This is a genomic window from Streptomyces sparsus (assembly GCF_054776295.1).
Window position 1 is genome coordinate 65452 of sequence record NZ_BAAHCA010000001.1, and the last position, 15270, is coordinate 80721.

Annotated in this window: 10 protein-coding genes, 2 tRNA genes and 1 pseudogene; 8 read left to right on the forward strand and 5 right to left on the reverse strand. The window is 71.3% G+C overall.

Annotation, left to right across the window (positions count from 1 at the left end; translation table 11 throughout):
• Window positions 1–3 precede the first annotated feature (3 nt).
• From ACYVE9_RS00220 to ACYVE9_RS00250, 7 genes are all read left to right on the forward strand, one after another.
• Window positions 4–2625 carry an ATP-grasp domain-containing protein gene (locus tag ACYVE9_RS00220; RefSeq protein WP_461025605.1) on the forward strand — a complete coding sequence of 874 codons (2622 nt, stop codon included), beginning with the start codon at window positions 4–6 and terminating at the stop codon, window positions 2623–2625.
• Window positions 2622–3932 carry an MFS transporter gene (locus ACYVE9_RS00225; RefSeq protein WP_461025606.1) on the forward strand — a complete coding sequence of 437 codons (1311 nt, stop codon included), beginning with the start codon at window positions 2622–2624 and terminating at the stop codon, window positions 3930–3932. Before ACYVE9_RS00220 ends, ACYVE9_RS00225 begins: the two co-directional genes overlap by 4 nt.
• A gap of 117 nt (window positions 3933–4049) precedes the next feature.
• Window positions 4050–5573, forward strand: coding sequence for a pyridoxal phosphate-dependent decarboxylase family protein (locus ACYVE9_RS00230; protein ID WP_461025607.1), 1524 nt, complete (start codon window positions 4050–4052; stop codon window positions 5571–5573).
• Window positions 5574–5643: 70 nt separating this feature from the next.
• Complete coding sequence (locus ACYVE9_RS00235; RefSeq protein ID WP_461025608.1) at window positions 5644–6867, forward strand: fatty acid desaturase; 1224 nt, start codon at window positions 5644–5646, stop codon at window positions 6865–6867.
• Window positions 6868–6913: 46 nt separating this feature from the next.
• A complete protein-coding gene (locus tag ACYVE9_RS00240) occupies window positions 6914–7366 on the forward strand; it encodes a cobalamin-dependent protein (RefSeq protein ID WP_461025609.1) in 453 nt (150 codons plus the stop codon).
• A complete protein-coding gene (locus tag ACYVE9_RS00245) occupies window positions 7359–8780 on the forward strand; it encodes a methylaspartate mutase (protein ID WP_461025610.1) in 1422 nt (473 codons plus the stop codon). Before ACYVE9_RS00240 ends, ACYVE9_RS00245 begins: the two co-directional genes overlap by 8 nt.
• Window positions 8780–10189, forward strand: coding sequence for an aminotransferase class III-fold pyridoxal phosphate-dependent enzyme (locus ACYVE9_RS00250; protein ID WP_461025611.1), 1410 nt, complete (start codon window positions 8780–8782; stop codon window positions 10187–10189). Before ACYVE9_RS00245 ends, ACYVE9_RS00250 begins: the two co-directional genes overlap by 1 nt.
• A gap of 401 nt (window positions 10190–10590) precedes the next feature.
• On the opposite strand, the pseudogene ACYVE9_RS00255 reads toward ACYVE9_RS00250, so the two are convergent.
• The 3 genes and pseudogenes from ACYVE9_RS00255 to ACYVE9_RS00265 form a co-directional block, all read right to left on the reverse strand.
• A pseudogene (locus ACYVE9_RS00255) lies at window positions 10591–10668 on the reverse strand (type II toxin-antitoxin system VapB family antitoxin); the annotation flags it as partial.
• 294 nt (window positions 10669–10962) lie between these two features.
• Window positions 10963–11039, reverse strand: a tRNA-Ile gene (locus ACYVE9_RS00260).
• A 201-nt stretch (window positions 11040–11240) separates the two neighbouring features.
• Window positions 11241–11313, reverse strand: a tRNA-Asn gene (locus ACYVE9_RS00265).
• Between the two features lie 157 nt (window positions 11314–11470).
• Here ACYVE9_RS00265 and ACYVE9_RS00270 point away from each other — a divergent pair.
• Window positions 11471–11776, forward strand: coding sequence for a YtxH domain-containing protein (locus tag ACYVE9_RS00270; protein ID WP_461025612.1), 306 nt, complete (start codon window positions 11471–11473; stop codon window positions 11774–11776).
• Window positions 11777–11923: 147 nt separating this feature from the next.
• Here the strand turns inward: ACYVE9_RS00270 and ACYVE9_RS00275 are convergent, their stop codons facing one another.
• Together ACYVE9_RS00275 and ACYVE9_RS00280 are read right to left on the reverse strand one after the other, a co-directional pair.
• Entirely contained in the window at window positions 11924–13666 is a 1743-nt protein-coding gene (locus ACYVE9_RS00275) for a pyruvate dehydrogenase (protein ID WP_461025613.1), read from the reverse strand.
• A gap of 171 nt (window positions 13667–13837) precedes the next feature.
• Window positions 13838–15097, reverse strand: coding sequence for an NAD(P)/FAD-dependent oxidoreductase (locus ACYVE9_RS00280; RefSeq protein WP_461025614.1), 1260 nt, complete (start codon window positions 15095–15097; stop codon window positions 13838–13840).
• Window positions 15098–15270: the final 173 nt, after the last annotated feature.

Here is a 15270-nt window from a genome sequence, read left to right on the forward strand (position 1 = left end):
CCGGTGCGAGAGCCCAAGAGCCATCTCATAGTGGTGGGAAGCCGGTTGAAGGCCTACCGCGAATACGCGTTGGCCTCCCTGGCCCGGGAGTACGAGATCGCTCTGGTCACCTCCCAGGCGATCACCTGGGAGAAGGCCTACGTCTCGACGTATCGGATGGCCGAGACCACCGACGCCGACTCCCTGCGTGGCGCCGTCGAGGAGCTCCTGGGCGAGATACCGGCCGGGTCGGGGCTGTTCACCTGGGACGAGCTGTCGCTGATCGCCACGTCCGAAGTGGCCGAGCAGCTGGGTCTGCGGCATCTGTCCCCGCGGGCCGCCACCGCGTGCCGCGACAAGTACGTCACCCGGAGCCTGCTGGACCGGGCCGGGCTGCCGAGCGTGCGGCACCGCCTGGTGCACTCCGCCGGGGACGCCTCGGCCGCAGCCGAGGAGATCGGCTACCCGGTGGTGCTCAAGCCACGTTCACTGGCCGGCAGCATGGGTGTCACCGTGGTGCGCGAGGCCGCCGCCCTCCCGGCCGCCTACGCGCTGGTCGCCGGGACGACGTTCCCCGGAATCCGTACCGCGTCCGGCGTCCTGGTCGAGGAGTACCTGCGGGGTCCTGAGATCAGCGTCGACAGCTGCGTGGTCGACGGGGAGGCTGAGCTGGTCTTCGTCGCCCGCAAGCGCCTCGGCTTCGACCCGGCCTTCGAAGAGGTCGGCCACCTCGTCGGCCCGTGGCGCCACGAGCCCTGGGCAGCGGAGGCCGAGGCACTGGTCAAGGCGGCCCACCGGGCGCTCGGACTCGACCTGGGCCTCACCCACACCGAGATCCGTCTGACCCCCACCGGCTGCCGCCTGATCGAGCTCAACGGCCGCCTCGGCGGCGACCTCATCCCCCACCTGGGGACGCTCGCCACCGGGATCGACCTGCCGCTGGCCGGAGCCGCACTGGCTTCGGGCCGACGCCCCGACCTCACCCCGTCCCGCGACCTGTGGGCCGAGGTCCGCTTCCTCTATCCGCCGCACGACGGGGTGCTGGAGCGGCTGGACCTGGGTGGCGCGGCCGAGGTACCGGGCGTGGCCGAGGTCGTTGTACTGGCCGGCCCTGGCGACGAACTGCTGCTGCCGCCCCAGGCCCTCACCCCCCGCACCGCCGCGGTGATCGCCGTCTGCGACGACGCCGCCGACTGCACCACCGCGCTGGACCGGGCGGAGGCCGAGGTGCGCCCCGTCCTGTCCGGGTCCGCGCTCGACGGCCTGGGCGCGCTGATGGAGAACCCGGTCACCCGCCGCTATCTGGCGCTGGACAACGGCCTGGAGAACATGGTCGTCCCCGAGCTGCGCAACGACTGGAACAGCTACGGGGCGGGCGGTGGCAAGGCGCTCAACCGCCCGGTGTTCCTGGCGACCGCCGACCGGCTGAGCCTGGAAGCCGACCTCAACGGGCTGTTCGGGCTGCTCACCACCATCCCCGACCGGCTCTTCGGCGGCGACCGCCGCGCGTTCGCCGAGGCCGTCGGCATGACGCCCACCCAGATCGACCTGGTGATGCGCGGCGCGGGCCTGCGCATGCCCGCGATGTCCCGGGCCGACATGTACCGCGAGCCCGGCGGCTTCAAACTGATGGAGCTCAACACCGGCAGTTCGCTCGGCGGCTGGCAGATGGGCGAGTTCTCCCGCCCGGCCGCCGGCAACAAGGCCTTCCGTGCCTTCGCCGACGCCGAGGAACTGGACCACCCGGACCCGATCGGACGCATCGCCGACGTGTTGCGCGCCGAAGCGGCCGACGCGGGCTTCACCCTCCCTGCCCGTCCGGTGCTGGCGCTGACCGAGTGGCCCGACGGCTACGACTACACAAAACCGTGGCTGGACTTCGTGGTGCCCGACTGGCTGCGGCACGGCTTCGACACCGTGGTGTGCAGCCTCGCGGAGTTCGACTACCGCGACGGGGTGCCGTACATCCACGGCCGCAAGGTGGACGTGGTCTACCGGATCTTCCTGCCGGGCGAGATGGCCGACGAACAACGCAGCTACGACCTGGTCGACCCGCTGCTCGACGCCGTCGGCAAGGGCCACACCTTCCTGTTCGCCGGTCTCGACTGCGAGCTGTACGGCAACAAGGGCTCCCTCGCCATGCTCAGTGACGAGCGCAACCGCGACGCCTTCAGCGCCGACGAGAACCGGCTGATCGACCGCATCCTGCCGTGGACCCGCTTCCTGCGCGACGAGTCCGTGCGGCACGACGGCGAGAGCGTCGACCTGCTGTCGTACGCCTTGGCCAACAAGGACCTGCTCGCTCTCAAGCCCACCCTGCTGTACGGCGGGGTCGGTGTCGTCCCTGGCTGGTCGGTGGACCAGGAGGAGTGGGAGGCGCACATCCGCGGCGCGGTCGGCGGCCCGTACGTGGTCCAGGAACGGGTGCTGCCGGTCGCCGAGCGGTTCGTCACCGAGGACGGTCTCGGATTCGAGCGGATGGTTGTCGCCTACGGCGTGCTCATGGTCGGCGGCGCCTACAGCGGCATGCTGGTGCGCGGCACGCCCGACCCCCGGGTCGGCATCGTCAGCATGTCCAACGGGGCGCAGATCGGCTGCTGTTACCACGTGGCCGACGGCACGGAAGCGGCGGAGGTCCAGGCATGACGTCCCGGCGCCCAGGCGGTCTGTGGCGTGACCGGGAGTTCCTCAAGCTGTGGTCCGGCGAGTCCGTCTCCCAGATGGGCGCGCAGGTGACCCAGTTGGCGCTGCCCCTGGCGGCGGTCTACCAGTTCGAGGCCTCCTCGACCCAGCTGGGTCTGCTCAACGCGGCGAGCTTCGCCCCGTTCCTCGGCGCCACGCTCTTCATCGGTGTCTGGGTCGACCGGCGCCGCCGCCTGCCCCTGATGATCTGGAGCAACATCGGGCGCGCCCTGCTGGTCGGCAGCGTGCCGCTGTGCGCCGCGCTCGATGTTCTGAGCATCGGCTACCTGTACGTGGCCGCGCTGCTCATCGGCGTGCTGACCGTGTTGTTCGACGTCTCCTACCAGTCCTATCTGCCCTCACTGATCAAGCGCGAGCAGTTGATCGAGGGCAACAGCAAGCTCCAGGCGACCAGTTCCATCGCCCAGATCGGCGGCCCCGGCCTGGCCGGACTGCTGGTGGGCTGGCTCAGCGCCCCGATCGCACTGCTGGCCAACGCCCTCTCGTACGTGGTCTCCGTCGCCGGGCTGCTCGCCATCCGCCGCGTCGAGCCCGCCCCCGCCGTGCCCGAACAGCGGGTGTCCACCGCGCGCAGCATCGCGGAGGGTCTGCGGATGGTCTTCCGCAACGCCACCATCCGGGCGATCGCCCTGCAGGCCGGGACGTACAACCTGTGCTGGATGTCGCTGCAGACGGTGTTCGTGCTGTACGCCGCGCGGGAGTTGGGCATGGGCCCGGCCACCATCGGCCTCCTCCTGGGCGTCGGCGCCGTCGGTTCGCTGCTGGGCGCGGTCGGCGCCGGCTGGCTGAAGCAGCGGCTGGGCCTGGGTCGGGCGGTCATGGCCGAGCTGGTGTTGTGCTGCGCGGCGCCGGTACTGGTCCCGCTCGCGCCAGGCGGGGGCCCGCTGTCGTACGGGATGTACGTCCTCGCGTTCGCGTGCTGCGGCATCGGGTCGACGATGTCGACCATCCATGTGGTGAGCCTGCGCCAGGTCATCACGCCGGACCATCTGCTCGGCCGCGTCAACGCCGGATGCCGCTTCATCGCCTGGGGTCCGCTGCCGCTCGGTGCGCTGCTCGGCGGGACCCTGGGCGACGCGATCGGGCTGCGGCCCACGCTGTACGTCACGGCGTTCGGGTTCCTGTTCGCCCTGCTGTGGGTGGCGTTCTCCCCGGTCCCCCGGCTCAAGGACGTTCCGGCGGGGCCGCCGCAAGAACCGGCCACCGCCACCGCTGCGGGGCCGAAGGCCGACGCCGGGACGCCCGAGTAGCCGGTCCGTCGCCGCTTCCCCGCGCCCTCGTCCCTGCCTGCCGTTCGCCCCTGTCGTCGTACCCGCTCGTCGTACCAGCCGCCCGTGACTTTCGCCGCCTTCCGTAGGAGATCATTCGTGACCACGAACGTGACCGGCCCGCTGTACCAGCCCGCCGGAACCGCCGCAGGCCTGGAGCGCGTCCGGGCTCTGGTGAACACCGCCCTGGACATCCTCCAAGAGGTCTCCGCGGCGCGCCTGGGCCCGGTGGCGCCCGGGGGCCCCGACGGCGCCAGGGTCGCCGCCCGGCAGGCGCTGGCCGCACTGCTGCTGCCGGAGGACGGCGGCGATCCCGCCAGCGTGCTGGCTGAGCTGATCCGCCCGTACGCCCAGTGGTCGGTGGACATCACCCACCCGGCCGCGCTCGCCCGGATGCAGCCCCCGCCCGCCGACGTGGCCGCCACCGCCGAGCTGGTGACCGCCATCCTCAACCAGTCCCTGCACGCCTGGGAGAGCGGCCCCTTCGCACTCGAGCTGGACCGCTGGCTCATCGCCCAACTGGCCGAGCTGGTGGGCTACGACCCCACCGAGGCCGGTGGCGCGCTCACCCCCGGCGGGAGCGTCTCCAACCTCATGGCGATGACCATGGCCCGTGACACCACCCTGGCCGAGAAGACCGGCGACTACCCCTTCCACGGGGGCCTTCGCAAGCTCGACGTCCAGCCGGTCGTGCTGTGCCCCGAAGGCGTGCACTTCTCCATCGAACGCGCGGTACGCCTGCTGGGCCTGGGCGAGGAGCACATCCTCACCATCCCCGTGGACAAGAACGGCCGGATGATCCCCGAGGAGGCCGACCGGGTCCTCACCGAACTCCCCGCCGATCAGGTCGCCGTCGCGATCGTGGCCGTCGCGGGCTCCACCGACCTCGGCATCGTGGACCCGCTCCCGCAGCTGGCCGTGATCGCCCGCAAGCACGGCGTGTGGCTGCACGCGGACGCGGCCTACGGAGCCGGGGCACTGTTCTCCCCACGGCTGCGCGGCATGCTCGACGGCCTCGCCGAGGCCGATTCGATCACCGTCGACCTGCACAAGTTCGGCTGGGCTCCGGCTTCTTCGGCCGTCCTGCTGGTCCGCCGGGCCGAGACCATGCTGTCCTTCGGCCTGCAGCCCACCACGTGCCTCAGCGCCGACGACGACACCTGCGCCGGGTTCATCGGCCTGCAGAACACCTCGCTGCAGACCACCCGGCGGGCGGACGCCCTCAAGATCGCTGTCACCATGCGCACGCTCGGCAGCAAGGCCATGGGCGCCATGGTGGACACCTGCCACGACCTCGCCCGGCACGCCGCGTCCCGGATCGCGGCCGAGCCGCGTCTGGAACTGGGCACCGAACCGCCGCTCACCGCCGTACTGTTCCGCTACCTCCCCACGGGTGGCCTGGACGCCGACGCCTTCAACGGCGCCCTGCGCCGCCGGGTCATGGAGGAGGGGCGCGCCCTGATCGCCCGCACCCACATCGCCGGGGAGGACGGCGGCAGCCGGGTCTTCCTCAAGCTGATGCTGTTGAACCCGGAGACCACCACCGTCCAACTGGACGCGGTCATAGATGAGTTGCTGACCACGGCCGCCGCCCAGGAAGCCGAGGCGCTTGCTGGCGCCTGACCGACACCGTGCCCTTGCTGCCCAGTTCAGCTCGACTGTCAGCTCGAAGTTCAGCGGAGAGAGATCGGCGATGCCCGAGGTGAATGACCCGCGTCCGCGTCCGCGCCCCGGCGGCGGCTCCGGCGCGCCGGACAGCGTGCGCGAATCCATGCAGGTGCTGCCGCGTGCGTGCGCCGTACCACTCACGTTGCTGACCGGCCGGCCGTATGCCGGGCAGCGACCGATCCACTACACCCCCACACGGCACTTGGTGAACGCCGTCACCTCGGTCGCCACCGGGGTGGCACTCAGCGGAACCGCGCTGTGGGCGGCCGGCTGGCTGCTGGTCCTGCTGCTGCCCGGCTGGGCCATGACCCTGCACGGCGCCCGCAACCTCCGGATGATGATCTACCACCAGTGCGCCCACCAGAACATGTGGCGGCGGCGCGGCCCGGACGCCGCCCTCGGCCGGGTGCTCGCCGCCGTACTGCTGATCCAGGACTTCGGGCGGTACAGCGCCGAGCACGTCGGCGACCACCACGCCCTGCACCACATGACGCGCCGTGACCCCACGGTCCAGGCGTTCCTGGTGAGCCTGGAACTGCGACCCGGCATGACCCGCCGTCAGATGTGGCGGCGGGTCCTGGGCAAGACCTTCTCCCCCTGGTTCCACGCCCGGTTCCTGACGGCCCGGTTCCGCTCGTTCTACGCCTTCGCGAGCACACCCTGGCGGGTGGGAACCACGGCGGGCCTCGTCGTGATGGCGGCGCTGGCCACCTGGCTGCACCTGTGGGTCTTCCTGCTGGTGGCCTGGGCGCTGCCCATGACGGTCTTCTTCCAGATGAGCAACATCTTCCGGCTGTGCGTCAAGCACACCTTCCCCAGCCGGGACCAGACCGTCCGGCGGGGCAAGGAGTACTTCGCGGGCCTCACCAACGCCATCTTCATCGGCGAAGCCGTCCCCTCGCCGGGCCTCCCGCCCGCACGCCGGTACGCGGCCTGGGTGCGCTGGTGGTGCCGGATGCTGTTGATCCACTTCCCCGCCCGGTACCTGATCCTCACCGGTGACACGGTGGTCCACGACTTCCACCACAGGCACCCCATGCACAAGGACTGGGCGAACTACCTCTTCGCCCGCGAGGACGACCACCGCCGTGGCACCCCGGGCTGGCCCGCCTACCACGAGGTGTGGGGGCTGGTCGCGGCGATCAACCTCGTCTTCGACTCGCTGCGCGCCGCCGACCCCGACGAGTACCACCGCGACCGGCTCGCCGAAGTGAACCACCGTGAACTGTTCATGGCCTTCGACGACTGACGGCGCTGCCCACCGTGCCCACCCCCACTCCACAGAAAGAGTGCCGATGAACACGCTTCCCGGGCCGGGCGGACGCCTGGTCGTCCTGGGCGTGGCCGAGAGCGACTCGCACGCTGTCGCCAACCACCTCATCACCATGCAACTGCAGGACCACGGCTTCAGCGTGGTCAACCTCGGCGTCTGCACCCCGCTGAGCGACTTCGCCGACGCCGTGGACCGGCACCCGGAGGCCGAAGCCGTCCTCATCGGCACCCTCAACGGCCACGCCCACCACGACCTCAAGGCCCTGCCCGAACTGCGCGCCGCAGGCCGCCTCAAGTGCCCCGTGGTCGTCGGCGGCAACCTCTCGGTCGGCAGCGGCACGAGCGACGCCGACCGGCAGCGGCTGTACGACCTGGGCGTCGACCACCTGCTCGGCGACGCCGGGGAACTCGTACTGCTGCTCGACAGACTCCACGCGCTCCCCTCGACGATGGCGGCCGAGTCGCGGAATGGCTGAACTGAACGGCCTCGAACTGGCCCCGCAGGTCGCCGCCGACCTGCCCGGCTGGTCCGACATCCTGGCGTACCTCACGGACGCCCGGCGCCCCTTCGTCGTCGACGTGCTGCGCGCCGCCGACACCGCGGGCCGCCCGGCTGTCCAGCCGCGCTGCGGCGTCGGCGGGCACGAACCGATGCTGGCGCTGCTGCGCGAACTGGAGCCCGCCGGTCCTGACATCCTCTCCGTCACCATCGACTCGCACACCCGGCTGCGGAACTTCGACACCGCGCAGGACCTCATGCGCGACAGCCCGGCCGACCTCAACGGGTATCCGCTGGTCGCCCACGGCTGGCAACGGGGCCGGGAACTGGGCGAGGCCCTAGCGGTCCCCCTGGAGGTCCGGCACGGCTCACCCGACGGCCGCGACCTGTTCGCGGTGACGCTCGCCGCCGGTATCACCTCGTTCGAGGGCGGCGGCATCGGCTACAACCTGCCGTACTCCAAGAACGTGCCGCTGGCCCACTCGCTGCGGGCCTGGCAGCAGGTGGACGCCCTGTGCGGCACCCTCGCCACGTCCGGGGTCGTCATCGACCGGGAGCTGTTCGGCACCCTCACCGCCGTACTCGTCCCCCCGTCGGTCAGCCTCGCCATGACACTGCTGGAAGGCGTCGCCGCCGTCAGCGAGGGCGTCGGCTGCCTGTCGATCGCCTACCCGCAGGGCGGCGAGGTGCACCAGGACGTCGCAGCCCTGCGCGCCGTCCGGACCCTGGCCCGCCGCTACCTCGGCACGGCCGTCGAGGTGTACCCGGTGCTGCACGAGTTCATGGGGGTCTTCCCGGCGACGCCTGAGTTCGCCAGCCTGCTGATCCTCCACGGCGGCCTGACGGCCCGGCTCGGCGGCGCGACCAAGATGATCAACAAGACCGTGCAGGAGGCCTACGGCATCCCCGACGCCACGGCCAACGCCCACGGGCTGCGCACCGCGGCCCTGGGCGCCTCGCAGCTGCTCGACTTCGTCCGAGTCGACGAGGACCGGGTGGCCGAGGAGCAGCACTGGATCGAGCGCGAGGTCGCCGAGATCATCGAGCCGGTGCTCGCCGCCGGCGATCTGTTCGACGGCATCGACGCGGCGTTCCGCGCCGGCCGCCTGGACATCCCCTTCAGCGCCAGCGTCCACGCCCGCTCCCAGGTGATCCCCCGACGCGACCGCACTGGCGCCATCCGCTACGGCGACAGCGGGGGCCTGCCGTTCTCCGGGGCGGTGCTGCGCCGCCAGGCCGACCTCCTCCGGGAGCCCGAGGGCACCCGGTCCCGTACCCGGATCGAAGCGGCCACCGCCGACATCCACTACTTCCTCGAAAAAGAGAGAGCGTCCCTTCCCGACCGCTCGCGAAACGCCCCGTCCGCCACACACTCCCCATCGAGGTTCTGATGACCACCGAAAACCTGTCCGCCCCGTTGCCGTCCACGGCCTCGTCCGCCCCTGCTCCGGACCCGGACAGGGGCGCCCGCATCGTCGCCGACGACCGGGCCCACCTCTTCCACTCCTGGGCCGCCCAGGGCAGCGTGAACCCCCTCCCCGTCGCGGGCGCCTCGGGCCGGTACTTCTGGGACTACACCGGCAAGCGCTACCTCGACTTCTCCTCGCAGTTCATCAACCTGAACATCGGTCACGCGCACCCCAAGGTCGTCGCGGCGATCAAGGAGCAGGCCGACGAGATCTGCATGATCGCCTCGATCTTCGCCAACGACAAGCGCGGCGAGGCGGCCCGGCTGATCGCCGAGCTGGCGCCCGACGACCTCAACCGGGTCTTCTTCACCAACGGCGGGGCCGAGGCCAACGAGCACGCGGTACGGATGGCCCGCATGCACACCCGCCGCCCCAAGGTCCTGTCGGCCTACCGCTCGTACCACGGCGGCACCTCGACGGCGATCAGCCTGACCGGCGACCCGCGCCGTTGGGCCAACGAGCACTCCGGCAGCGCCTCGGGCAACGTCGCGCACTTCTTCGGCCCCTACCTCTACCGCTCGCACTTCCACGCGACCACCGAGGCCGAGGAGAGCGCGCGGGCCCTGGCCCATCTGGAGCAGGTCATCGCCTTCGAAGGGCCCTCGACGATCGCGGCGATCGTCCTGGAGACCGTCGTCGGCACGGCCGGCGTCCTCATTCCCCCGGCCGGTTACCTCCAGGGCGTGCGCGACCTGTGCGACCGGCACGGCATCCTCTACATCGCCGACGAGGTGATGTCCGGCTTCGGCCGCACGGGCGAGTGGTTCGCCGTCGACCACTGGGGTGTCACCCCCGACCTCATCACCTTCGCCAAGGGCGTCAACTCCGGTTACGTGCCGCTCGGCGGCGTGATCCTCTCCGACGCCGTCCACGAGACCTTCCGTGAAGTGGCCTATCCCGGCGGCCTCACCTACTCCGGTCACCCGCTGGCCTGCGCCGCGGCCGTGGCCACCATCACCGCGATGAAGGAGGAGGGCGTCAACGAGAACGCCGCGCGCATCGGCGAGGACGTCATCGGCCCCGGCCTGCGCGCGATCGCCGAGCGCCACCCGTCGGTCGGCGAGGTCCGGGGCCTGGGCGTGTTCTGGGCGGTGGAACTGGTCCGCGACCGCGAGACCCGCGAGATGCTCGTCCCCTACGCCGCCGGAGGCGACCTGACCCGCCCGGTCGACGAAGTCGTCGCCGCCTGCAAGGAACGCGGCATGTGGCCGGTGTACAACTTCAACCGCATCCACGTCGTCCCGCCGTGCAACATCACCGACGAGGAGGCCCGCGAGGGCCTCGCCATCCTCGACGAGGCCCTCGCCGCCGCGGACAAGTACGTCGGCTGACCCAGCTGACGGCAACAGCGGGGTGTCCTTCCCCTCGTAGCGTGCAGCCACGAACTCCACGCTACGAGGGGAAGGGAGCGCGATGTGCTCGAAGCTGCTGTGCGACACCCCGTGGTGCATGGCCCCGAGGCGCTGCGAAGGACCGAGTGAGGGTGAAGGGATCTCACCGCCGGTCAGCCGCAGTCGGACGGTGCAGCTGGGCGCAGCCGAAGTGCGCAAGAGGTGCCACAGGGCGGACGTGTCGAGTAGGTACGTGAGCACTCGATAGCTGCCCGCCGGACGCGCTCGGCCGCTGCGTGCGCCGCAGTCGCGGCCTCGAACTCGCCCCGCGCGGCCGGCTCGTCCTGCTCGCCCCGCGCGGCCGGCTTCGCGGCAGCCTCCAGTCGCTTGACGCGCGCCACCTAGTCCCGCAGGGACCCGTTGACCGTCTCCTTCTTCGTCGACGCGCCCATGAGTCGCATCGCGTCGGCCAGCGTTTCGTCCTCAAGATCGACTCAGGGAACAGACATACCGGCCGACCCTCACTACGAGTCACGCATGGGGGGGCGACGTCGATGCGGCTGGGTGGGGGGTGACCCCCGGAGGCCATGGGATCGCTGTTGACCCTCCCGCGACTGTGGGAACGGAAAAGCCCAGGTCAGAGCCGCACAGGGAACGCTCTCGACGCGTGAAGACCCACATCCGCCACACCTCCGTGAGGCGAACACCTAGCGCAAAACCGCCCCCGAAAAGCGCGTATCCCCAGGTCAGAACGATTCTGCCTGGGGACGCTGTGGTGGGGCGGGTGGGACTCGAACCCACGGCCGACGGATTATGAGTCCGCTGCTCTAACCGGCTGAGCTACCGCCCCGTATCGGCGCGTCGCGCACAGGTGTGCGCGCCGTCTGCCGCAGCATAGCCGCTCATACGATCTGCCGCCCGTACGGGGTGAAGCCCTGCTCAGGTGGGGACGCTGGTCGCGGTCGCGCCGTTCCCCGGGGCCTTCGGGCGGCCCTTGGGAGGGCGCGGGGCGGGTGCAGAAAGGGCCCCTCGCGGGGCCCTTCTCGGTGCGCTCCCCCGACTGGACTCGAACCAGTAACCTGCCGGTTAACAGCCGGCTGCTCTGCCAATTGAGCTACAGGGGACTGCTCTGCTCGGGGTTAGCCAACCGGTGTCCCGGGGCACTCCCTCGCTGCGAGCAATACATTAGCGCATGCCAGGGGCTGGTTTGAAATCGGTAGCCGTGCCGCCTTCCGACCACCTCCGGCGCATACCGAGCAAGTCCCAGGGAAGGGGTGCCGTATGCGGTACCGATTGAGTTTCATCACGGGCCTCGCGGTCGGGTATGTGATCGGCACACGGGCCGGACGGGAGCGCTACGAGCAGCTGCGTGCCTACGCACGTCAGCTCTCGCAGAACCCCTCTGTCCGGAACACCGTGGAGACCGCCACGCACACCGGTCGCCAGGCCGCGTCCAAGGCGGCCCACACCGTGGCTGACCGAGTGGGTGACCGGCTCCCCGAGTCGGTCTCCGAGAAGGTGCGCGCCTTCAACGGGCGCACCTCCGCTCGGCCGGGCGAAGACGACTGGGGCGCCACCAACACCTAGCCCCGCCGCGTGGTGACGCGTGTGCGGGATTCACCCGCCCGGCCCAGTGGGCCGGGCGGGGTTGTCGTCTCCGCCCCCGGACGGTTGTCCGGGGGCGGTTTCGTGTGCGGGGACGTCCGGCGCCGGAGTGGCACGACCGGGGGCCGGTCAGGGCCGTGGGATGTTGCGCAGGTTGGAGCGGGCCATCTGGACCATGCGGCCGACGCCGCCGTCGAGCACCATCCGGCCGGCGGAGAGCGCGAAGCCGGTGACCATCTCGGCGCGGATCTTCGGTGGGATGGAGAGCGCGTTGGGGTCGGTGACGACGTCCACGAGCGCCGGGCCCTTGTGCCGGAAGGCGTCCCGGAGGGCGCCGCGCAGTTCCTTGGGTTTCTCCACCCGCACCCCGTGCGCGCCGGCGGCCCGGGCGACGGCGGCGAAGTCGGGGTTGTGGTTCGCCGTGCCGTGGGCGGGCAGTCCGGCGACCAGCATCTCCAGCTCCACCATGCCGAGGGCGGAGTTGTTGAACAGCACGACCTTGACGGGCAGGCCGTACTGCACGAGCGTCAGGAAGTCCCCCATCAGCATCGTGAAGCCTCCGTCCCCCGACATGGACACCACCTGTCGGCGCCGGTCGAGGAACTGGGCGCCGATGGCCTGCGGCAGAGCGTTGGCCATCGATCCGTGGGTGAAGGAGCCGATCACCCGGCGCCGCCCGTTCGGGGTGAGGTAGCGGGCGGCCCAGACGTTGCACATTCCGGTGTCCACGGTGAAGACGGCGTCGTCGTCGGCCTCCTCGTCGAGGACCGAGGCGACGTACTCGGGGTGGATCGGGGTGTGCTTGTCCACCTTCCGCGTGTAGGCCTTCACCACGCCCTCCAGCGCGGCGGCGTGCTTCTTCAGCATCCGGTCGAGGAAGGACCGGTCCCGCTTCTCCCGCACCTGCGGGATGACGCAGCGCAGGGTCTCCCGCACGTCGCCCCACACGCCCAGGTCCAGCTTCGAGCGGCGGCCCAGGTGCTCGGGCCGGACGTCGACCTGCGCGATGCGCACGTCGTCGGGCAGGAAGGCGTTGTAGGGGAAGTCCGTGCCGAGCAGGATCAGGAGGTCGCAGCCGTGGGTGGCCTCGTAGGCGGCTCCGTAGCCGAGCAGTCCGCTCATGCCGACGTCGTAGGGGTTCTGGTACTGGATCCACTCCTTGCCGCGCAGCGCGTGGCCCACCGGGGCCTTCACCTTCGCGGCGAGGTCCATCACCTCCTGGTGGGCGCCGGCGGTTCCTCTGCCGCAGAACAGCGTCACCCGGCGGGCGTCGTCGATCAGGGCGGCGAGGGCGCGGATCTCCTCGTCGGCGGGCCGCACGGTCGGCCGGGCGGTGACCAGGGCGTGTTCCTCGGCACGCTCGGGGGCCTGCTCGGCGGCGATGTCACCGGGCAGCGCGACCACGCTGACGCCGCCGCGCCCCACCGCGTGCTGGATCGCCGTCTGGAGGACGCGGGGCATCTGGTGGCGACTGGAGATCAGTTCGTTGTAGTGGCTGCACTCGGTGAACAGCCGGTCGGGGTGGGTCTCCTGGAAGAAGCCGGTGCCGATCTCACTGCTGGGGATGTGCGAGGCGAGGGCGAGCACCGGGGCCATCGACCGGTGCGCGTCGTAGAGGCCGTTGATCAGGTGGAGGTTGCCGGGGCCGCAGGAGCCCGCGCAGGCGGCGAGCCTGCCGGTGAGTTGGGCCTCGGCGCCGGCGGCGAAGGCCGCGGTCTCCTCGTGCCGGACCTGGATCCAGTCGATGGCCGGGGTGCGCCGGATCGCGTCGACCACCGGGTTGAGGCTGTCGCCGACGACGCCGTAGAGCCGCCGCACCCCGGACCGGACGAGGATGTCGACGAACTGCTCGGCCACGGTCTGCTGTGCCATCACTCAGATACCTCTCACTGGAAGACCTGAGCAAAATATCCCTTTTTCAGTATTGCGTGGCAGTACGTGGCGTTGTGCGGCATTGCGTGGCGCTGTGCAGCAACGTGACGGCGCGGCTCGGGCGGGGGTGCGGGTGCGGTGCGGGCGGTCCGGTGACGGGGCGCGTCCGGGTCAGGTGGTGGCCGCCAGCTCGGACAGCGGGACGGCGGGGTCGGCGAGGTGGTGCAGGTCGAGGCGCCGGCCTGAGCGGATCAGGTCCTGGATCTGCTCGGCGACGTCCCAGGTGTTGACGTTCAAGCCGGCCAGCACCCGGTTGTCCCGGAGCCAGAACGCGATGAACTCCCGTTTGCCGATGTCGCCCCGGCACACCACCTGGTCGTACGCGCCGGGCGGGGCCCAGCCGCTGTACTCCAGGCCGACGTCGTACTGGTCGGAGAAGAAGTACGGCACCCGGCTGTGGCCGACCTCCTGGCCCAGCATGGCGCGGGCCGCGGCCGGGCCGCCGTGCAGGGCGTTCGCCCAGTGCTCGACCCGCAGCCGTCCGCCGGAGGGCTGCCGCACGGCGGCGACGTCCCCGGCGGCGAAGATCGCCGGGTCCTCGGTGCGCAGCGAGGCGTCGACGGCGATGCCTCCGGTGTCCGGGTCCACGGTGAGGGCGGCGGCCTCGGCGAGCGCGGTCCTGGGGGCGGCCCCGATCGCGGCGAGCACGCCGTGCGCCGGGAACTCCTCGCCGTCGTCGGTGCGGACGGCCAGCACCTGGCCGTCCCGGCCGAGGATCTCGGTGATCCGGCCGCCGAAGTGGAAGCGGACGCCGTGCTCACGGTGCAGGTCGGCGAAGAGCGCGCCGAGCTCGGGACCCATGACGCTGTGCAGCGGCGTCGGGTTCTGCTCGATGACGGTGACCTCGGCGCCCCAGGTGCGGGCTGCCGCGGCCACCTCCAGGCCGATCCAGCCGCCACCGGCGATCACCAGGTGGCCGTTCTCCCGGCCGAGGCGGGAGACCATTCCGCGCAGCTGGTCGGCGTGCGACAACCGGCGCAGGTGGTGCACCCCCGCCAGGTCGGTGCCCGGTACCTCCAGCCGCCGCGGTTCGGCGCCGGTGGCGAGCAGCAGCGCGTCGTAGGGCACGACCGTCCCGTCCCCCAGCCGCACGGCACGCGCCTCGCGGTCGATGTGCACCGCGGGCTGGCCCAGGTGGAGCTCGATCTCGGCCCCCGCGTACCAGGCCGGCTCGTGCAGGTAGACCTGGTCGCGCTCCTCGCCGCCGCTCAGGTAGCCCTTGGAGAGCGGTGGACGCTCGTAGGGGTGGTCACGCTCGTCTCCGATCAGGATGACGCGGCCGGTGAAGCCCTCCGCCCGGAGGGTCTCGGCCGCCTTCGCGCCGGCCAGTCCGCCGCCGATGATCACGAACGTTCGGTGTGCGTCCACCACGTGCTGCCTCCTCGTGCCGTCCCGGTACGCCCCCCGGAATGGTCCATCACCGGAGCGTGCCGCATCCGACCGATCATCGGAAGGGCGCAGACGCGTGCGGCGCCGGCACATGATGGCCGCTCACGCCGCCCGGTCCCGCCCGCCCCAGGGCCGCCGCGGGGCCCTGTCCGCCC